The organism is Rhodococcus sp. 15-725-2-2b (genome assembly GCF_002259075.1).
Lineage (GTDB): Bacteria > Actinomycetota > Actinomycetes > Mycobacteriales > Mycobacteriaceae > Rhodococcoides.
The window spans coordinates 221,672-244,628 of record NZ_NPFL01000002.1; the positions used below are offsets into that span (position 1 = coordinate 221,672).

Below are 22,957 nucleotides of genomic sequence, written 5' to 3' on the forward strand. Positions count from 1 at the left end.
TGCACAACCGGCGAACTCGGCATTCGTCACGACGACGCGATCACCGACTCCGCCCGTTCGATCAACGATGCCAGAGCGGCGGTCAGCCCCTCCGCACCGAGGGCGGGCAAGATACCCGGAATCAGTGCCGACAGCGTGACCGTCACCAGAGCCTGCGGCTTCATCGCAGAGCCCATCGTTGCCGACATCTGCGCCAGTTTGGCGTGCAGAGCAGCGAAATCGACCGTTGTCGATTCGTGTTCGATGGCCACCGCATCGGGTGCGACGGTCGCTGCCCGGGCAACCAGTTCGGGCAGATCGTCCACCGTCTTGGGTTTGGTTCGCGGTGCGAACTCCGCCTTCTCCTCGTCGGAGAGGATGTCGATCGACCGCAGCACCACGTCCGGATCCGACACGACGGCGTTCAGAATCCGCAGCAACCGATCGGCGAAGGTCGCGATCGACGACTCGTCGAGGATCGCCGTTGCGTAGGTGAACGTCGCCTCGATGTCGCGCAGTGCCCCGGTGTCGTCGAATCGTTCGACGGCGGTCAGCTGCAGATCGAACTTGGCCTGGTCCTCGCCCGCGGGCAAGGCCTGCACCTGCAGACCCGGCAGCTCGAACGTTCCGGTCACGTGGTTCTGGAACGTCAACATCGCCTGGAACAGCGGAGTGTAGGCACTCGATCGCGCCCGGCCGAGTGCGTCGACGAGTCGCTCGAAGGGGACGTCAGCGTGACCGAACGCCGCCAGATCCTTGTCCTTGGCCTGCTGCAACAGCTCGACGAACGTACCGCTCTGGTTCAGTCGAGTGCGCAACACGAGCGTGTTGACGAACATGCCGACGAGCTCGTCGAGTTGCTGTTCGCCGCGACCTGCAGTGGGTGTGCCGATGCTGATGTCGGAGGAGTTGCTCAGCCTCGAGAGCAGCACGGCGAAGGCGCTGTGCACCACCATGAACGTCGTCGCGGAGTGTTCGCGAGCGATCTTCTCGATCGCCGATGCGATGTCGGTGCCGAACGAGAAATCGTACGAGGCACCCTGCATCGTCGGGCGAGGCGGCCGTGGTCGATCCAGCGGGAGCGCCAACTGTTCCGGTGCTCCCGCCAACTCGGTCGTCCAGTACGCGAGCTGCTTCGCGAGCGGACTGTCGGGATCGCTCTCGCTGCCGAGCACCTCACGCTGCCACAGCGCGAAGTCGGCGTACTGGACCGGTAGCGGCGTCCATGCCGGCATCTCCCCCGCAACCCGAGCGGTGTAGGCCACCATGACATCCCGGATCAGCGGACCCATCGAGAAGCCGTCGGCGGCGATGTGGTGAGCCACCACGGCCAGTACGTGTTCGTTCACGCCGACCTGCAGCAGAGCAGCCCGCACCGGAACCGACTTCGTGACGTCGAACCCGGCACCGAGGGTTTCGGTCAGGCGGGAGATCACCGCATCCGGTTCCACCTGCTTGGGCGTCAGCTCGATTCCTACCTCGGCGACGGAACCGATCTGCTGGACCGGCCCGTCCACCGAGTCGGGGTACGCCGTGCGCAGAATCTCGTGGCGTCCGAGAACGTCGTCGAATGCCCCGCGCAGGGAGTCGATGTCGAGCTCGCCGGTCAACCGGACCGCGACCGGGATGTTGTAGGCCGAGGAACCGGGGTCGATCCGGTTGATCGTCCACATTCTTTCCTGAGCGATCGAGAGCGGAAGCAGATCGGGTCGCTCTCGGACGGTCAGTTCTCGGCGCGCACCGCCACCGACGAGCGGAGCGATGTGGGCGGCCAGGCCCGCGACGGTGGACGCCGCGAACACTGCTCGCACCGGAATCTGAGCGTCGAGCGCCTGACCCAACCTCGAGACCAATTGTGTTGCGACCAAGGAGTTTCCACCGAGCGCGAAGAAGTCGTCGTCGAGTCCGGCGCGGTCGAGGCCGAGCAGTTCCGCCACGGTGGACGCGACGATCTCCTCGATCGGAGTGACCGGGGCCCGGAACTCGGCAACCTCGAACTGCGGTGCCGGAAGGGCCCGTCGATCCAGTTTGCCGTTGGCGTTGAGCGGCAGGGCATCGAGGACGACGAACGCTGCCGGAACCATGTACGACGGCACGGCGCGAGCGAGTTCGGCTTCGACACTCGCCACGTCGAGTATCGCCCCGGACTGCCCGACGACGTAGGCGACCAGCTGGTCCCCCATCGATTCGCCGCTGTGCACCACGACGGCGGTGTCGGCCACCGTTGCCTGAGCGCGCAGGGCTGCCTCGATCTCACCGAGTTCGATGCGGAATCCGCGGATCTTGACCTGGAAGTCGGCGCGCTCGATGTACTCGAGGCGGGCCGCTGCCGGTTCGCCGTCGACGAGCGGAACCCGCCACCGCACGAGATCGCCCGTGCGATACATCCGCGTTCCGTTCGTGTCGAACGGATTGGCCACGAACCGTTCCGCGGTGAGGTCTGCTCGCCCGAAGTATCCCCGCGCGAGTTGCGTGCCCGCGAGGTAGAGCTCTCCGGTGACCCCGGCCGGAACCGGATGCAGGCGAGAGTCCAGCACGAACACGGCGGTGTTGGCCTCGGGCACACCGATCGGCACGGCGACGGTGTCGGCATCGGTGACCGGGTGCGAGGTCACCGACACCGCTGCCTCGGTCGGGCCGTAGAGATTGTGCAGCTCGGCAGAACCGTTGTGCCGCCGGAAATCCTGCGCAACCGCCGCGGGTAGTGCTTCACCGATGGCCAGGACGCGTCGCAGATCGGGTGACAGTTCGCCCGCGGCAACGGTGCCGAGCATCGACAACATCGACGGGACCAGATGCAACGTCGTCACCGAGTGTCGACGGACCAGCGTGAGCAGGTAATCGGGATCGCGATGCCCCTCCGGATTCGCGACGACGAGTCGTCCGCCCGAAGTCAACTGCGACCAGAACTCCCACACCGACAGGTCGAATGTCGCTGCGGTCTTGAGCAGCGCCGCATCGGTCTCGTCGAGGCCGTACTCCGCACGCAACCAGTTCAACTGGTTGACCACGGCACCGTGCGAGACCGCAACGCCCTTGGGGCGTCCGGTGGAGCCGGACGTGAAGATGACGTAAGCGGTGTTGTCGGCGGAAAGAACACCCGAGCGCTCCGAGGCATCCACCGGCGCGGGCGAGAAGCTCGCGAGATCGAGCTGTGTCAGATCGACGACCGTGGCTGCAGAGGAGATCTCCGGACCGACGGCACCGGATGTCAGCACGCACAGCGGAGCTGCGGTCTCCAACACGAGCGCGTTGCGCTCGGCCGGCTGATCCGGATCGATCGGGACGTAGGCACCACCGGCCACGGAGATGGCGTACATGCCCACGAGCAGATCCACCGATCGCCGAATGGCAAGCCCCACCGGCACTTCGGGTCCGACGCCCAGGCCGATCAGGTGGCGGGCCAGACGCGAGACCCGTTCGGAGAACTCACCGTACGTCAGCGTCCCGTCTTCGTGCACGAGTGCAACGGCGTCACCGTTGCGCGCTGCCGAGTCCACGAACAGATCGGCGAGCGTGGTGCCGTCTGCGGAATCGAAGTCGCGGTCGGTGTCGTTCCACTCGTCGACGATGGCGGGCAGCTCACCGTCGAGGAACAGATCGAGATCGCCGACCGGCGTCGACGGGGACGCCGCGACGGCGTCGAGAACGGCCTCGAACCGGGCGACGAGCGAGCGAGCGGTGCGCTCGTCGAACAGATCGGTCGCGTACGTCAACAAGGCATCGAAGCCGCCCGACACCTCGTCCTCGCGCGGGGCGTCCGAGACGATCAGGTGCAGGTCGAACTGCGACGTCCCGGTCTCGGTGTCCAGTGCCGAGATGTCCAGTCCGTCGAGCTCGAATTCTCGGCGAGCGAAGTTCTGGAACGAGAAGCCGACCTGGAACAGCGGGTGACGCGCCGTCGACCGGGTGGGGTTGACCACCTCGACGAGCCGCTCGAACGGTATGTCGGAGTTGGCGAACGCCTGCAGGTCGGTCTCTCGAGCCGCGTCGAGAAGGTCCTCGAAGCTCTCTCCCCCCTCGACGTCGAGCCGCAGCACCAACGTGTTGACGAACATGCCGACGAGGTTTTCGATGGCCGCTTCACCGCGACCCGCGATGGGGGTTCCGACGACGATGTCCGGCGATCCCGATATACGCGAGAGCAGGACGGCGAACGCCGCGTGCACCGCCATGAACACCGTCGCGTTGTGCGCACGTGCCAGTTCGGTCAGTCGAGCGTGCGCGGCTGCGTCGATCCGGAAATCGATACGGCCGCCCCGGAAGGTCTGCTCGGCGGGACGCGGACGATCCAGCGGAAGTTCGATCTGCTCGGGCAGCTCGGCCAGCGCAGCTTCCCAGTACCGAATCTGCTGCGCAGCAATAGATTCCGAGTCCTCCTCGGATCCGAGGACCTGGCGCTGCCACAGTGCGTAATCGGCGTACTGCACCGGCAGCGGCGCCCACGCGGGATCGGAGCCACGGGTGCGAGCGGCATATGCGGTCATGACGTCTGTGGACAACGGCATCACCGACAGACCGTCGGCGCTGATGTGGTGGATGACCATTCCGAGTACGAACTCGGTGTCCGAGACCCGGAAGAGCGCGGTCTTCAGCGGAACTCGGGTCGTGACGTCGAAGGTCGCCGACAGAAGTTCCAGAACCCGAGCGGTCACCGACTCCGCGTCGGTGTCGATCACCTCGAGTGTGGTCGGCACCTCCGACATCGGCACGATCACCTGGTGTGGGCCTTCGGGTGAATCCGGGTACACCGATCGCAGAGTTTCGTGACGCTCGATCACGTCGGAGACGGCACGCTGCAACGCGTCGACGTCGAGGCGTCCGCTGAGCCGAAGCGCGAACGGGATGTTGTACGCCGTGGACTCGGAGTCGAAGCGGTTGAGGAACCACATCCGCTGCTGTGCGAGCGAGAGCGGCACTCGGCTCGGTCGCGTCGATGCCACCAGCGCCGGACGCGCAGCTGCGCCCGAACCCTGCTCGACCCGCGCTGCCAGAGCAGCGACCGTCGGGGCCTCGAACAGCGCGCGGACGGGAACGGTCGTCTGCGCTGCAGCACCCAGCCTGGACACCACCTGCGTCGCGACCAGCGAGTTGCCGCCGAGCTCGAAGAAGTCGTCGTCGAGACCGACCCGTTCGATGCCGAGAACGTCGGCGAAGACATCGGCGACCATGCCCTCCACCGGAGTGGTCGGTGGCCGGAACTCACGTGTGCGCGCCGCCGGCTCGGGCAGGGCTCGTCGGTCCAGTTTTCCGTTGGCGGTCAAGGGAATCGCGTCGAGAACCACGAACGCCGAGGGCACCATGTACTCGGGAAGATTCTCCCCGACCGCTGCCCTGACGACGTCGATGTCGATCGTCGACTCGGCCGCGGGCACGACGTACGCAACCAGGCGTGCGGCACCGGGAGTGTCCTCGCGCACGATCACCGCTGCCTGCCCGACGGCGGGAGCGGATGCGACGGCGGATTCGACCTCGCCCAGCTCGATGCGGAAACCACGGATCTTGACCTGGTCGTCGGCGCGACCGACGAACTCGAGTTCGCCGTCGGTGGACCACCGTGCCACGTCGCCGGTGCGGTAGAGCACCGATCCGTCGCCTGCGAAAGGATCGGCGACGAACCTCGTCGCGCTCAATCCCGCGCGACCGAGATACCCGCGCGCGACCTGACCACCGGAGACGTACATCTCCCCCGGTACACCTGCGGGTACCAGCGACAGCCGTGAATCCAGTACGTACACCGACAGTCCGGAGATGGCGCGTCCCACAAGGGATCCCGATGCCTGCGCCGCGGACCGCGCGTCCACGACACGGTGCGAGACGTGCACCGTGGTTTCGGTGATGCCGTACATGTTGACCAGTTGCGGGGAATCGTCGCCGTGACGCTCGAACCAACCGGTGAGTCGTCGCAGTTCCAACGCCTCACCACCGAACACGATGTACCGCAACGAATAGTCGTCTGCCGAGCCAGCGGTGCGATCGACCTGATCGAGCTGGTAGAAGGCGGACGGAGTCTGGTTGAGAACGGTGACACGCTCACGAACGAGCAACTCCCGCAATGCTTCCGGCGACCGGGAGGTGAAGTAGTCGACCACGACGACGCTACCGCCGGTGGTCAGCGGGCCCCACAGTTCCCACACCGAGAAGTCGAACGCGAACGAGTGGAACAGCGTCCACACGTCGTGTCGACCGAAATCGAAGTGCCGAGCCGTGTTCGCCAACAACCGTACGACGTTGCGATGCGGGATCAGAACGCCCTTCGGCTTGCCCGTCGAGCCCGAGGTGTAGATGACGTACGCCGTCGATGCCGCGGACGCCGGAACCGGATCGGCCGACGCCCCGTCGCCCTCGGCCGGGGCCGTGTCGATATCGATCCTGGGAAGCGTTGCGGGAAGCGCGACGTCCACACCGGTCCATGTCAGTACGGCAACCGGACGAGAATCGGTGAGCACGAATTCGATCCGGTCGGCCGGGTAGGACGGATCGATCGGGACGTAGGCACCACCGGCTTTGAGCACCGCGAGCAGTGCCACGACGAGATCGGCGGTGCGCGGCAGCACGACGGCCACCAACGACTCCGGCCCTACTCCCTGAGCGGCGAGGACTCTCGCCAACGCAGTCGAGGACTCGTCGATCTCTCGGTAACTTCTGTGAGCACCCTCGAACACCACTGCCGGAGCGTCGGGGTCCTCGGCCACCCGAGCGGCGAACAGATCGACGATCGTGTCGAGCGAATCGGCGACGGCAGGCGCGTCCTGGGCGAGCGCGAGCACCCGGCCGCGTTCGGCTTCGTCCATCACCGGGAGGTCGCCGATTCGCTGACCCGGATCGCCGGCGACGGACTCGAGGACGCGGATCAGGCGTTCACCGAGTGCACGTGCCGTGCTGTCGTCGTACAGGTCGCGGGCGAAGGTGACGTCGATGGTCATGCCGCCGTCGACGTGGTTCTCGGTGAAGGTGAACTGAACGTCGAACTTGGCCGTCTCGACGTCGAGGTCGACTGCGCGCACGCTCAGGCCGGGGAGTTCGAGCTCGGTCTGCTCCATGTTCTGCACGGTGAGCATCACCTGGACGAGCGGGTGACGAGCAGCCGACCGCGGTGGGTCGAGTACCTCGACGAGCCGCTCGAACGGCACCTCGGCGTGGGCGAACGCCGACAGGTCCGTCTCGCGTGCCCGAGCCAGAAGCTCGGTGAACGCGTCGCCGTGATCGATGTCGGTCCGCAGCACCAGTGTGTTGACGAACATTCCGATGACGTCGTCGAGGGCTGCCTCACCGCGCCCTGCGACCGGGGTTCCGATCGCGATGTCGGTCTCACCGGACAGTCGGGCCAGCAGCACGGCGAGCGAGGAGTGCAACACCATGAACAGCGAGCTCTGGTTGGCGCGGGCCACGTCGCCGAGGCGGCCGTGCGTCTCGGCGTCGAGGGCGAGCGTGATGTTGCCGCCGCGGTACGACGACCGGTCCGGGCGGACACGATCGCCGGGGAAGGTGACCTCGTCCGGCAACGCGGACAGCGCACGAGTCCAGTGCCGAATCTGGTTCGAGACCGGTGACGTCGGATCGTCCTCGGAACCGAGGACGGCCTGCTGCCAGAGGGTGTAGTCGACGTAGCGGACGGCGAGTGGAGTCCAACCGGGCTCGGTGCCCGCGCTACGGGCTGCGTACGCAACCATCAGATCCCGAGTCATGGGACCGATCGAGAAGCCGTCCGCAGCGATGTGGTGGGTGACGAACGCGAGAACGTGGCGGTCCGAGTCGAGCTCGAACAACGCCGCACGCAACGGCGGCGCAGCGGTGACGTCGAACCCGCCCATGGCCAGCGCCGCCAGGGCCGACGGCAGTTCGGCGGTGGTGGTCGCAGTCGGCACCAGATCCGGCGTCACCTGTTCCGCAGGAACGATCACCTGAGAGGCGACGCCGTCGACCTCCGGGTAGACCGTTCGCAGGGACTCGTGTCGCTCGACCACGTCGGCCACTGCCGCGCGCAGAGCGGCAATGTCGAGATCGCCGCCGAGCTCGATGGCGACAGGGAGGTTCTCCGTCGCGGATTCGGGGTCGAACCGATTGAGGAACCACATCCGGCGCTGCGCGAGCGAGAGCGGTACCAGGTCCGGTAGATCGGTGCGCACCAGAGGAATTCGACGGCCCGAACCCGAGAGCTCGTCGAGCTTGGCCGCCAGTGCGGACACGGTCGAGGCCTCGAAGATCGTCCGAACGGTCACGGTGGTGTCGAGTGCCGCGCCGATTCTCGACGCGACTCTCGTGGCGACGAGGGAGTTGCCACCGAGAGCGAAGAACTCGTCGTCGGCACCGACGACGTCGATACCGAGAACATCGCGGAACACCTCTGCCACAACGATTTCCGATGTGGTGGACGGCGCGCGGAATGGGCGCTGCTCAATGTTCGGCTCCGGCAGCGCGCGACGATCGAGCTTGCCGTTGGGCGTGAGCGGCAGTGCGTCGAGCACGACGGTCGCGGCCGGAACCATGTAGCTCGCGAGTGAGCGCGACGCGAAGTCGGCCAGCTCGGCGACGTCGACGGTCCCGCCGACCGCGGGCACCACGTAGGCGACCAGCTGGTCGCCCGCGGCAGCGGTCTGCCGAACCAGAACGACGGCGGATTCCACGGACGGGTGTCTGCGCAACACGGTCTCGATCTCGCCGAGTTCGATGCGCAGTCCACGCAGCTTGACCTGGAAGTCGGTGCGGCCCAGGTACTCCAACCGTCCCGAACCCGAGGACACTGCACGCCAGCGCACCAGGTCACCGGTGCGGTACATGCGAGTACCCGGTTCTCCGAACGGGTCGGGAAGGAACCGATCGGCCGTCAGGTCCGTCCGTCCGAGATAGCCGCGCGCCAGCTGAACCCCGGCGAGGTACAGCTCGCCCGCCACCCCGGGAGCGACCGGAGACAGTCGAGCGTCGAGAACATACGTTCTGGTGTTCCACACCGGCACACCGATCGGAACGAGGTCGACGTCCGCCTCCGTCACCGCGTGATAGGTGACGTCGACCGCAGCCTCGGTTGGACCGTAGAGGTTGTGCAGCGCCACGCCCGGCAGGACGCGTCGGAGCCGGTCGCCGACCTCGGCGGGCAGCGCCTCCCCGGACGCGAACAGAGTCCGCAGAGAGGTGGCCGCAGGCGACGGTGCCGCGGCCACGACGGAGACGAAGACCTCGAGCAGCGACGGTACGAAGTGTGCCGTGGTGACCGACTGCGCCTCGATCGTCTCGAGCAGGTACTGCGGATCACGATGGCCCTCGGGCTTCGCGATGACCAGTGTGGCACCGATCTGCAACGGCCAGAACAGTTCCCATACCGACACGTCGAACGTGACAGGGGTCTTCTGCAGCACGACGTCGTCGGCGGCGAGCTCGTACTCCGACTGCATCCACAGCAGGCGGTTGACGATCGCCTCGTGCGTGACGGCCACACCCTTGGGCTGGCCGGTCGAACCCGATGTGAAGATGACGTAGGCGGTGTTCGACGGTGCCAGCGCACTGATTCGGTCCGCGTCGGTGATCGGCGCATCGGAGAAGCCCGACAGATCGAGGGTGTCGATGTCGATGACCTCGACGCCGTCGGCCGCCACCTCGTCGCGCGACGTGGTCAGCACGCAGACCGGTGCCGCGGTTCCGAGAATGTGCGCGATCCGCTCGGCCGGCTGGTCCGGATCGATCGGAACGTACGCACCACCGGCGGCGATGATCGCATGAATTCCGACGAGCAGTTCCACCGAGCGACGGGCAGCGATGCCCACCGCGCTCTCGGGTCCGACACCGTGGGCGATCAGGTACCGAGCCAGGCGGGCGACCCGCTCCTGGAATTCGCCGTAGGTGAGCGTGTCGTCTCCGAAAACCAGTGCGGTGGAGGACGAATCGACCTGTCCGCCGAGGGAGGCCAACGTCTGAGCTCGGTCGACCTCGTGCTCGGTGTCGTTCCAGTCGACCAGCACACGCCTGCGTTCGACGGGCTCGAGCAGTTCGATGTCGCCGACCACGGTCGAGAGGTTGCCCGCGACGGCTTCGAGAACTGTGATCAGGCGATCGCCCAGCGTGACGACCGTGGCTTCGTCGAACAGATCGGTGGCGTAGGTGACGTCGACGGTCATGCCCTGCGGAGCACCGCTGGGTCCGATCGACTCGACGAACGTGAACTGCAGATCGAACAGTGCGACCAGCGTCTCGAAATCGACACCGGAGACCGACAGTCCCGGCAGTTCGAGATCCTTCTGTCCCAGGTTCTGGAACGCGAGCACCACCTGCACGAGGGGATGACGAGCCGTGGATCGGGCGGGGTTGAGGATTTCGACCAGTCGCTCGAACGGTACGTCCACGTGGGCCAGAGCCGACAGGTCGGTCTCGCGGGTGTCGGCGAGTACCTGGTCGAATCGACGCGCCGTGTCGATCTCGGTGCGCAACACCAGCGTGTTGACGAACATGCCGATCAAGTCGTCGAGGGCAGCTTCACCGCGTCCGGCGACCGGGGTGCCGATCGCGATGTCGGCTTCGCCGGACAACCGCGACAGCAGTACGGCCAAGGAGGTGTGCACCACCATGAACAGCGAGGCATTCTCTGCTCTGGCGGCATCGATCAGTGCGCGGTGCAGATCCTCGTCGATGGAGAAGCGCACGAGCGCACCACTGTTCGACGCCACGACGGGCCTCGGGCGGTCGGACGGCACGTCGAGCTGGTCCGGCAGACCGGCCAAAGCGGTTGTCCAGTAGTCGATCTGTTGCGAGACGACAGACTGCGGGTCGTCCTCGGAACCGAGTACCTGGCGCTGCCAGAGGCTGTAATCGGCGTAGTCGATCGGCAGCGGAGACCAGAAGGGCTCCTGGTTCAGCGAGCGAGCCGCGTACGCGTTCATCACGTCTCGGGTCAGCGGGCCCAGCGAGAACCCGTCGGCCGCGATGTGGTGGACGACGAACACCAACAGGTGCTCGGTGGGGCTGACCTCGAAGAGTCTGGTTCGGAAGGGCAGGTCCTTCGACAGGTCGAATCCGGTGGTCGCGAGTTCTCGCAACGCATCCGCGACCTCGTGTGCGGCGATGTCGATGGGCGTCAGATCCGGCGTGGCCGAGGCTGCGTCGACGATGACCTGGTGTGCGGTTCCGTCGGTCTCCGGGAACACCGTGCGCAGGGACTGCTGCCGGGCCACGACGTCCGCGACCGCAATCTGCATTGCGCGGCGGTCCAGCAGACCGGACAGTCGCACGGCGATCGGAATGTTGTTGGCTGCGGATTCGACGTCGAACTTGTTGAGGAACCACATTCGCTGCTGCGCGAGCGACAACGGAATGTGTTGCGGCCGTTGCTGAGGCACCAACGGCGGGCGGCTTCCCGTGGCGACCAGTGTGCCCAACCGCGCGGCCAGATCGGCCACCGTGGAGGTGTCGAACAGCTCTCGCACCGCGATTCTGGTGTCCATGGCCACGCCCAGTCGCGAGACCAGTTGCGTTGCGATGAGGGAGTTTCCGCCGAGCTCGAAGAAGTCGTCGTCGAGACCGACACGCTCGACTCCGAGGACCTGGGCGAAGACCTCGGCAACGGTGCGTTCGATGTCGTTGGTCGGTTCCCGGTACTCGGTCACCTCGAAAGCGGGATCGGGCAGCGCCTTACGGTCGAGCTTTCCACTCGCGCCGAGCGGAAACTCCTCGAGCACGATCAGCGTCGACGGCACCATGTACTCCGCGAGCCGAGACCGCAGCGCGCCGAGAACGGCACCGGTCTCCACCGAGGCACCGGCCGGTACGACGTACCCGACGAGTTGCTCGTGGCGGACCACGACGACCGCCTGGGAGATCGAGCGTTGTGCCAGCAATGCCGATTCGATCTCGCCGAGTTCGATGCGCAGGCCGCGCAGCTTCACCTGGAAGTCCGACCGTCCCACGTATTCCAGCTCGCCGTTGCGGTTCCACCGCACGACGTCGCCGGTGCGATAGAGGCGCCGCCCGCCGGTAGCGAACGGATGTGCCACGAAGCGGTCCGCGGTCAGGTCCGAGCGTCCCACATAGCCACGTGCCAGCTGAGTACCCGCGAGATAGAGCTCACCTGCGACACCGACGGGAGTGGGATTCAGTCGCGAATCGAGCACGTAGACAGAGGTGTTCCACACCGGTGCTCCGATGGGCATCACCTCCGAATCCTCGTCCGTAACAGCGTGATAGGTCACGTCGACCGCAGCCTCGGTCGGGCCGTACAGGTTGTGCAGCTCCACTCCCGCGATTGCCCGCCGTAGCGCGCGGGCCGTGGTGGGAGCCAATGCCTCACCGGATGCGAACACCAACCGCAGCGAGGCACCCGACGCTCGGCGTCGCTCCACCTCGGGTACGAACACCGACATCATCGACGGCACGAAGTGCACCACCGACACATGCTCACGAGCAATCACATCGAGCAGATACAACGCATCCCGATGACCATCCGGAACAGCGATGGCCACCGACGCACCGTTCTGCAACGCCCAGAAGAACTCCCACACCGACACATCGAACGTCGACGGAGTCTTCTGCAACACCACATCCCCGGCGCTCAACCCGTACTCGTGCTGCATCCACAACAACCGATTCACGATCGCCTCGTGCGAAACCCCCACACCCTTCGGACGACCCGTCGAACCCGACGTGAAGATCACATACGCGAGATTCGACGCCCGCAACGGAGCCGTGCGCTCGGCATCGGACAACGGCAACGGCGACAGACCCGACACATCGACAGTGTCGATATCGACCGTCTCGACCCCCGCGAACTCCACATGATCACGCGTCGTCGACAACACCCGAACCGGAGCCGCCGTCGCCACGATGTACTCGTTACGATCCGCCGGCTGCGACGGATCGATCGGCACGTACCCCGCACCGGCCTTCACGATCGCATACATACCCACGAACAGGTCCAGACTCCGCCCGATCGCGAGCCCCACCAGCGAATCAGGACCAACCCCCACCGACACCAGAAGTCGCGCAAGACGATTCGCACGCCCCGCGAACTCCGCATACGTCAACCGCTCACCCTCGAACACCAACGCCTGCGCATCCGGAGTCACGGCCACCTGACGATCGAACAGGTCGACCAGCGTCACCTGGTCCGGTACCTCGTGTTCGGTGCGGTTCCACGCTGTCACGACTCGGTCGCGCTCGCCGTCGTCGAGAAGGTCGATGTCTCCCACCGACAGCGAGGGATCTGCCACCACGGCACCGAGTATCCGCACGAAACGTTCGGAGAACCCTCTCACCGTCGCGGCGTCGAACAGGTCGGTCGCGTAGGTCAACTCGGCGGCCATGCCCTGCCCGCGACCGTCCACTCCGATGGACTCGGTGACGGTCAACTGCAGGTCGAACTTCGCCACCTCGGCATCGAGAGCGACGCTGTCCACCGACAGACCCGGTAGGTCCACGTGCGTGCGGGTGAGGTTCTCGAACGAGAGCATCACCTGGAACAGGGGGTGCCGCGCCTGCGATCGGGACGGATTGAGCACCTCGACCAAACGCTCGAACGGCAGATCGGCATGTCCGAACGCGCCGAGCGCCACTTCGCGGGCGCGCCCGATCTGCTCCGAGAACGTCCGACCCGACTCGATGTCGGTGCGCAACACGAGGGTGTTGACGAACATGCCGACCACGTCGTCGAGGGCTGCGTCGCCACGGCCTGCGACCGGGGTACCGATCGCGATGTCCTCGGTACCGGACAGACGCGCGAGCAGCACCGCGAGAGCAGCGTGCACGACCATGAACAGCGAGGCGTTGTGCGTGTGGGCCAGCGAGGACAGTCCCCGATGGACCTCGGCCGGTACGTCGAATCGGATCGACGATCCCTGGTAGGACTGGCGATTCGGGCGCGGCCGATCGGTCGGGAGATCGAGCTGGTCGGGCAGACCGGCCAGCATGTCGGCCCAGTAATCGACCTGACCGGAGATCAGTGATTGCGGATCGTCCTCGGAGCCGAGTACCGAACGTTGCCACAGGCTGTAGTCGGCGTACTGCACCTCCAGCGGCATCCACGCCGGGTTCTCCCACGCGGTGCGCGAGGCGTACGCGATCATGAGGTCGCGCGCCAGCGGACCCATCGACCAGCCGTCGGCCGAGATGTGGTGCACCACCATGGCGATGACGTGTTCGCGAGGACCGATCTCGAACAGGCGTGCCTGAATGGGAACGTTGACCGTCACGTCGAACGTCGTCGATGCCAGCGAGAAGACCTGCCGCTGGATATCGGCCGCGGACGTAGGAACGGGCATCAGGTTCGGCACCGTCTGAGCGGCGTCGAGGATGGACTGCTGCGGGCCCGCTGCGGTGTCCGGGTAGACGGTGCGCAGCGACTCGTGCCGGTCGATCACGTCCATGATCGCCACCTGCAGCGCCGCGACATCGAGTTCGCCGGTCAGTCTCAGTGCGAACGGAATGTTGTACGCGGTGGAGTCGGCGTCGAATCGATTGAGGAACCACATCCGCTGCTGCGCGAGCGAGAGCGGGATTCGCTCGGGCCGCACGGTCGCGACGAGCGCGATGCGGCCACCTTCTCCTGCGGCCTGCTCCACCCGCACTGCAAGCAACGCCACGGTCGATGCCTCGAACAGCATGCGCACCGGCACGGTGGCATCGAGAGCAACTCCCAGACGCGAGACCACCTGCGTGGCGATCAGCGAATTACCGCCGAGCTCGAAGAAGTCGTCGTCCAGACCCACACGCTCGACTCCGAGGACGTCGGCGAAGACGTCGGCGACGATCTCCTCGATCGGTGTCGTCGGAGCACGGAACTCGCGCACCTCGAACACCGGAGCCGGCAGTGCCCGGCGATCGAGCTTGCCGTTGACGGTCAGCGGGATCGCGTCGAGCACCACGAAGGCCGACGGCACCATGTACTCCGGAAGCATCTCTGCGATACCGGTTCTGATGTCCTCGATATCGACGATCGGCCGACCGTCGACCGCAGCGGACACCACGTAGGCGACGAGCCGAGCTGCACCGGGAGAGTCCTCACGAACGATCACGGCGGCCTGGGTGACGGTCGGCTGCGCGGTCACCGCTGCCTCCACCTCGCCCAGCTCGATGCGGAATCCCCGGACCTTGACCTGATCGTCCGAACGACCGAGGTACTCGAGCTCGCCTGCAGCGTTCCACTGTGCGAGGTCACCGGTCCGGTACAGCAGCGACCCCTCGTCGGCTCCCGACGCGAACGGGTTCGCCACGAAGCGAACCGATGTCAGTTCTCGGCGACCGAGATAACCACGGGCCAATTGTCCACCGGCAACGTACATTTCGCCGGGAACCCCGACCGGAACCGGATGCAGGCGGGTGTCCAGCACGAACACCCGCAGTCCGGCGATCGGCTTGCCGACCACCGACGCACTGCTCTCGACGGACGCGGCGTCGAGCGCTCGGTAGGACACGTGCACGGTCGTCTCGGTGATGCCGTACATGTTGACGAGCTGGGGCGCACGGTGACCGTGCCGCTCGAACCACCCGGTCAACCGTCGTTGTTCGAGGGCTTCACCACCGAAGATCACGTAGCGCAGCGACAGTTCGCCGTGCTCGGTTGCCGTGGTGCGATCGGCCTCGGAGAGTTGATAGAACGCCGAGGGTGTCTGGTTGAGCACCGTGACCTGCTCGTCGACGAGCAGCCGGTGGAATGCCTCCGGCGATCGCGAGGTGAAGTAGTCGACGACGACCAACGTGCCGCCGTAGAGCAACGGGCCCCACAGCTCCCACACCGAGAAGTCGAAGGCGTACGAGTGGAACATCGTCCACACGTCGTCGGCGCCGAAGCCGTAGACCGACTCGGTGTTGTCGAGCAGCCGAACGACGTTGCGATGCGGAATCATCACGCCCTTGGGCTTGCCCGTCGAACCCGAGGTGTAGATGACGTAGGCGACGTTCTCGGGCCGCAGCGGACTCGTCCGGTCACCGTCGGTGACGGGATCGCCGGACACCGACGACAGATCGACGGTGTCGATGTCGAGCAGTGCTGCGCCGGTGCGAATTTCGACGTCGGACGGAAGTTCCACTCGGTCCGAGCCGGACAGCAGAACGGTTGTCGGCCGCGCGTCGTCGAGCATGTATTCGACTCGGTCGAGTGGGTAGCTGGGGTCGACGGGCAGGTATCCACCGCCGGCTTTGATCACCGCGACGAGCGCGACGACGAGTTCCGCCGAGCGCGGGAGGGCGACGGCGACCAGGCTTTCCGGGCCGACACCGTGGGAGATCAGAACGCGGGCAAGGCGATTGGTGTGAGCGTCGAACTCGGCGTAGGTCATCGACGAGCCGTCGAAGCGAACTGCGACGGCGTCGGGGTGCGCCGCGGCAGCAGCGTCGAGCAGATCCACCAGCGTGAGTTCGCGAGAGACGTCGTCTCCAGAGGCGTTCCACTGCGAGAGCACGGACCGGTGCTCCGCGGCATCGACGATCGTGACGTCGCCGACCGGCACGGTGGCGTCCGTGGTGACCGCATCCAGAATGGCCAGGAAGCGACGCGCGAAACTCTCGACGAGATCTGCGTCGAACAGATCCGTTGCGTACTCGAACACCGCGTCGATACCTGCGGGTGCGCCGTCGTCGAGATGTTCGGTCAGCCACAGCTGTACGTCGAATTTGGCGATGGGTACATCGAATTCGGCGGCTTCGGCGCGCAGGCCACCGACGGTGAGTTCGCGAGACATTGCCGATTCCAGCGAGATCGCGACCTGGAACAGCGGGTGCCGGGACGTCGAACGCACCGGGTTCAGCACCTCGACGAGGCGTTCGAACGGCACGTCTGCGTGCGCGAAGGCGGACAGGTCCGTGTCACGAACGCGCGAGAGGAGTTCCTCGAACGTCAGCGCCGGATCGACTTCGGTGCGCAGTACGAGGGTGTTGACGAACATGCCGACCAGGTCGTCGAGCGCGGGTTCTCCTCGACCGGCCACGGGAGCACCGATGGCGATGTCGGTGGTGCCGCTGAGCCGGGCGAGCAGCAGCGCGTACGCGGACTGCATGACCATGAACAGCGAGGCGTTGTTGGCACGGGCCAGGCTCGCCAGCGAGGCGTGCAGACGAGCCGGAACGTCCACCCGGAGCTTGCTGCCCGCGTTCGAGGACACTGCGGGGCGCGGCCTGCTCGACGGCAAAGTCAGCTGATCGGGTAGATCCTCGAGAGTCGCTCTCCAGTAAGCGATTTCGCGCGACGCCAGCGACAGCGGATCGGTCTCGGGACCGAGTACCGCACGTTGCCACAATGCGTAGTCGGCGTACTGGACCTCGAGAGGCGTCCACTCGGGGGCGCGTCCCTTGATCCGGCTCGAGTACGCCACCAGCACATCCCGCGCCAGCGGACCGAACGACGCCCCGTCGGCGGCGATGTGGTGCAACACCATCGCGAGTTCGTGCTCGGTCGGTGAGATCTCGAACAGTGCGATGCGGAACGGTGTATCGACCGTGACGTCGAATCCCTTGCCCACCAGTTCGTGCAGGCGACCGCCCAGTTCGTCGCGTTCGACACGGACCGGCAGAATCGTCGCCGGGGTCCGCGCCGCCGTGAGTACGACCTGTTCGGGAGAGCCGTCCACCTCGGGGTAGACGGTACGCAGCGTCTCGTGCCGGTCGACGACGTCGGCGAATGCGGCCGAAAGTGCCACCACGTCGAGCGGCCCGGTCAGACGCACGGAGAACGGCAGGTTGTACACCGCTGTGGTGGGGTCGAAGCGGTTGAGGAACCACATGCGCTGTTGCGCAGGTGAGAGCGGGATACGCTCGGGCCGTTCCCGCGACTCCAGCACCGGGGTGTCCGCCCCGAGCCGAGCCGCCGATTCGGCCCTGGCTGCGAGTGCCCCGACGGTGGGAGCCTCGAACAGCTCACGAACGCCGAGGCGAACTCCGAGAGCGCTGCCCACTCGGGTCACCAACTGCGTGGCGATCAGAGAGTTGCCGCCGAGCTCGAAGAAGTCCTCGTCCAGACCGACCTTCGAGGCCCCGAGCAGATCCTCGTAGATACCGGCGACGACGTACTCCGCCCGACTCTGCGGGGCCCGGTACTTCTTCGCACTGCTGAACATCGGTTCCGGCAACGCTTTTCGGTCGAGCTTGCCGCTGGTGTTCAGCGGCAGGGCGTCGAGTACGACGACCGCTGCAGGCACCATGTACGACGGTAGGGAGTGACCGGCGAACTCGATCGCCGCGGCGGATTCGATGGATCGTCCCGGGGTCGCGACGACGTACGCCACCAACTGATCACCGGTGACCGTCTGGACCACCAACACCACTGCCTGCGAGATGGATTCGTGGGCGAGCAGAACCGTTTCGATCTCACCGAGCTCGATGCGTTGTCCGCGGAACTTGACCTGGAAATCCGTCCGGCCGATGTAGTCCAGCACGCCGTCGCTGCGCCAGCGCACGAGGTCGCCGGTGCGGTACATCCGGTCGCCGCCGGTGCCGAAAGGGTTGGCGACGAAACGATCCGAGCTCAGATCGGGCCTGCCCACGTAGCCGCGCGCCAACTGGACCCCGGCGAGGTACAGCTCTCCCGATTCGCCGATCGGGGTGGGTCGCAGGCGACCGTCGAGAACGAAGGCTTTCGTGTTCCACTCGGGCACACCGATCGGAACGGTGCGGGTGTCCTGCGGGCCGCTGGGGTGATAGGTGACCGAGACGGCGGCTTCGGTGGGGCCGTAGAGATTGTGCAGACCGGCTCGACACATCGAGCGGAACGCCGCCGCGGTCTCGACCGGCAGTGCCTCGCCGATGACGAACACGTGGCGCAGCGAACTGCAGGTGCCCGCGGGCGCGTTGGCCACGAACACCGTCAGCATCGACGGCACGAAATCGGTGACGGTGACTCGATGTTCGGCGATCTTGTCGGCCACGTAGACCGAGTCTCGATGGCCGTCGGGAGTGGCGAGCACCATCGTCGCGCCGACCCGCAGCGGCAGGAAGAAACCCCAGAGCGAGACGTCGAAGGTGGTGGCCGTCTTCTGCAGGTAGACGTCGGAGGCGTCCATCGGATACTCCGAGAGCATCCATTCCATCTGATTGTGGATCGCCGCGTGTTCGACCGCGACACCCTTCGGACGTCCGGTCGAACCGGAGGTGTAGATCACGTATGCGGTGTTCGAAAGTCGCAGTGGCGCAATACGTTCGACATCCCGAACCGGCTCCGCGGACCTGGACATGCAGTCGACGAGGTCGACCGCAACCGTCTCGGTTCCCTCGGGCAGCGCAACGTCGTCGCGAGAGGAGATCAGCACGCAGCGCGGCTGCGCGGAGTCCAGAATGTACGCGGTGCGATCGGCAGGGTGGTCGGGGTCGATGGGCACCCAGGCACCGCCGGCCGCCACGATCGCGTACATGCCGACGACGAGGTCGAACGAACGGCGGATCGAGAGTCCGACGAGAGTCTCGGGGCCTACCCCCATGTCGATCAGGTGGCGAGCCAGACCGTTCACCCGCGCCGAGAGTGCGCCGTAGGTGAGCGCTTCCCCCTCGTACACCAGGGCCGTCGCGTCGGGGTGCGCGGCCGCGGCGGCCTCGAAGGCGGACAGCAACGTGCGTGGTTCGGTCGGGTGCTCGGTGGCATTCCACTCCGCCACGACGAGTTCGCGTTCGACACCTTCGGTCAGGGCCAGATCCCACACCGCGTCCTTCGGCCCCGATGCCACGAACCGGGCGAAGAAATCGACGAACCTCTCGTGGTTCCGACCGGACTGCTCGGGTCCGTACAGATTGGGATTGGACTCGAAGTCGATGTGGGTGGTCGACCCGGCAACACTGGTGTAGAGGTTGAGCCCGAAATCCTCGATGAGGCCGGTCGAGAGAATGTTGATGCCGCCGACCATCGAACCGAGGCGCACCTCGCCGAAGAACAGCATGATGTTGACCCACGGGCCGAAGAACGAGGCCTGGCCGCTGACCGCTCCGGCATCACGCCGAATGTCCTCGTGCCGGTAGCGCTGGTGACGCAGCGCCCCGGAGACCTCGGCGTTGACGCGCGCGAGCAGCGTCTCGACGGTGGTGTCACCCGAGACGTCGAGACGTAGAGGAACGACGTTGGAGACCATGCCGCCGGAGCGGCGCAACACTGCCGTGGTGCGCGCGGTGACCGGGAGCGAGAGCACGACGTCCTCACGTCCGGTCATCTGCGCGAGGTAGGCGGCGAAGCCGGCGATGACGATGGTCGCCATCGTCGTGTCGGTCTCGACACGCAGGGCTTCGAGTCTTTCCATCGTCTCGGCGGACAGAGCTGTGCTGTCGATCTGGCTCGTCGCCGCAGGGGCAGCGGTGTGACCGGCGAGAGTGGTGACTCCGTCGATACCGTCGATCCGCGAAGCCCAGTACTCACGGTCGGCCTCGAAGCGGCTCGAGTCACGGTAGGCCACGTCGATGTCGTAGACCTTGGTCAGGTCCGATGCGAGATTCTTGCTCGGTTCGGTGCCCTCGACCGCCGCGGTGTAGAGCTCGGCCGCGCGGTTCATGAACGTGACGGCACCGAATCCGTCGAGCACAACGTGATGCACGCGCTCGTACCAGAACCAGACGTCGTCCTCGAGGCGCAGGACGGTCGCGGCGATCAGTCGGTCGCGGAGAATGTCGATGGGCGCGCTGTAGTCGCCGTGCATCCAGGCCAGGGCCGCTGCCCGCGGATCGGCCTCGCCGCGCAGGTCGAGGTAGTTCAGAGAGTCGTCGAGGGTGGGATCGACGACCTGCCGGGGCTCGGCGTCGATCTCGACGATGCGCACGAATCCGGACTGCAGCTCGAGTGCTGCCTGCGAGGACGCTCGACGAAGCAGATCCACATCGAGGTCGCCGTGCAGCTCGATGTACTGGGCGATGTTCGCGGGTACCGAGGGGTCCACATGCTGCGCGAACCACATTCCCAATTGGGCCGGTGACAGTGGGAACGACGAATGCTCAGGACCGCCGACTCCGTCGTCGCGTCCAGCACCTTCCACACCTAGCGGGTCCAATCGAATCCTCTCTTTCCCACAATCACATGCGCCCCCACCGGCTGCCGAATCGGCAGCGATCGGTGGGCACCGAACACATCGAGCAAATTGCCTACGTCGTTCCTTATTTTCTCACCGGAAACAAGTCGAAGTTACCTTTCAGTACATATCCGTGTGTATGCACCGGGTCGTTACAAGTCGGTACCCGATTCGGAGTCGCCCGACACACTCCGACTCCATTCGGCACCCGGTCAATCTACAGGCCCGACAGCGCGGATCCCGTCGGTCGTCATCCCGTCATGTCGAAAGCGGCGATTACCTTGGTCGGCGTGATCCGAACGATCAATTCGCCCGGTACGCCGTTGCGGATGCCGAACTCCTCGGCTCGCTCGCGGCCCATATACCTGGCCGCGATCTCGGTCGCTGTGCGGACCAACTCCGCCGGGTCCTCGTCGACCGACGCAATGCCCTGCACCTGGACGAATCCGTACGGCGGCTCCTCGAGATCGACGGTGAGGACGACGCGGGGATCACGGCGGATCGATTTTCCCTTGGCCGTGTCTCCCCCGGTGTTGAACACGATCGCGTCGCCCTCGACGACGAACCAGATGGGTGCCACCAGTGGCCTCCCGTCGGAGGCGAGGTACCCGAGCTTTCCGGTGCGGGTACCCGCGGACAGAAACTCGCGTACGCGCGGATCGGTGATCGACGTCATCGCTGTCACGCTACGCGGGTGGTCCGACAGAAGCGGCGATCTCGGACACTTCCGCAGGTCTGCGGGGCCGATTCGCACTGCTCGGACATCCCCGACCAGCTCTCGTGCGTCGTACGGACGATGCGCGCGGTCGATTCCGCTCGACCGGTGCCGACTCAGTGGCCCAGGGTCGCTCCGACCAGAATCAATCTCATCGCTCGCTCCGTGGCGTCGGTCAGGAACTCGGCACCCCGTTCGAGCGCCTCGACCAACTCGACCGGAGAGGGCAGGATGCCGGCGAAGGCGTCGATACCCGAGTCGTAGTTGGCGCGGGCGTCGAGACCGATGGTTCCCGCGAGTGCCACCACAGGTTTGCCGTGAAGCTTGGCTCGGCGGGCGACCTCCGTCGGGATCTTCCCCTTCGGCGTCTGCTTGTCGATGGCCCCCTCGGCGGTCAACACCAGGTCGGCTGTCGCGATGAGACTGTCGAGGTCGACGTGATCGAGCATCACCTCGAAGCGCGGTAGCAGCTCGGCCCGCAGGACCGCTGCCACGCCTGCCCCCATCCCGCCGGACGCACCGGTACCGGGCCCGGTGCGGAGGTTCAGACCGGCCGGTCGCGTCGACACGTCACGCTCCAACACCTCGGCCCAGCGGTCCATCGCAGCCGACAGGATCTCCACTTGCGTCGAGCTGGCCCCCTTCTGCGGTGCGAAGACCCGTGCGACCCCGCCGGGCCCACAGAGAATGTTGTGTGGGTTGCATGCGACCCTGATCTCCACACCGCTTCCCGGAGTCAGCCGTGAATCGAGGCCGGATACATCGATGTGGTCGAGCCGAGTCAACTCGCCTCCGCCGTCGCCCAATTCGAGGCCGTCGGCATCGAGGAGTCGCACTCCGAGCGCCTGTAGGAGCCCCGCACCGCCGTCCGAGGTGCCGGAGTCGCCGCAGCCCAACAGGATTCGTTCGGCACCGTAGTCGAGGGCGGTGCGGATGAGCTCACCGACTCCGCGACTCGTGGTCACCGTCGGGTCGCGCATGTCTCGCGGAACCAGCGACAGACCGGCCGCTGCCGCCATCTCCACGACCGCTGTGACCGGCCCGTCCGTTCCCAGAAGAGCGAAATGGGAATCGACCGGCTTGCCCACCGGCCCTGTCACGACGGTGTCGATCACCTTGCCCAGGGTGGCACCGGCAAGGGCGCGAGCGGACCCCTCACCCCCGTCGACCAGGGGGACCGAGTTGACGATGGCCCCGGGCACCACCCGGCGAATACCAGCGGCAATAGCCGACGCGACCTCGTCGGCACCGAGAGATTCCTTGAACCCGGACGGGGCGACGACGAAACGAAGTGGAGTGGAAGACGGCATGG

Annotated in this window: 3 protein-coding genes; all 3 read right to left on the minus strand. The window is 66.1% G+C overall.

Going from position 1 to position 22,957, the window contains the following annotated elements:
* Positions 1–26 precede the first annotated feature (26 nt).
* Positions 27–20,897, minus strand: coding sequence for a non-ribosomal peptide synthase/polyketide synthase (locus CH306_RS01060; protein ID WP_256980998.1), 20,871 nt, complete (start codon positions 20,895–20,897; stop codon positions 27–29).
* Between the two features lie 283 nt (positions 20,898–21,180).
* Entirely contained in the window at positions 21,181–21,606 is a 426-nt protein-coding gene (locus CH306_RS01065; RefSeq protein ID WP_094645389.1) for a PPOX class F420-dependent oxidoreductase, read from the minus strand.
* 155 nt (positions 21,607–21,761) lie between these two features.
* Positions 21,762–22,955 carry a glycerate kinase family protein gene (locus tag CH306_RS01070; protein ID WP_094645390.1) on the minus strand — a complete coding sequence of 398 codons (1,194 nt, stop codon included), beginning with the start codon at positions 22,953–22,955 and terminating at the stop codon, positions 21,762–21,764.
* Between the last annotated feature and the right edge of the window lie 2 nt (positions 22,956–22,957).

Bases quoted from the DNA above. Each gene is read 5' to 3' on its own strand.
- CH306_RS01070 (WP_094645390.1), bottom strand. From the start codon at position 22,955: ATGCCGTCTTCCACTCCACTTCGTTTCGTCGTCGCCCCGTCCGGGTTC.
- CH306_RS01065 (WP_094645389.1), bottom strand. From the start codon at position 21,606: ATGACGTCGATCACCGATCCGCGCGTACGCGAGTTTCTGTCCGCGGGT.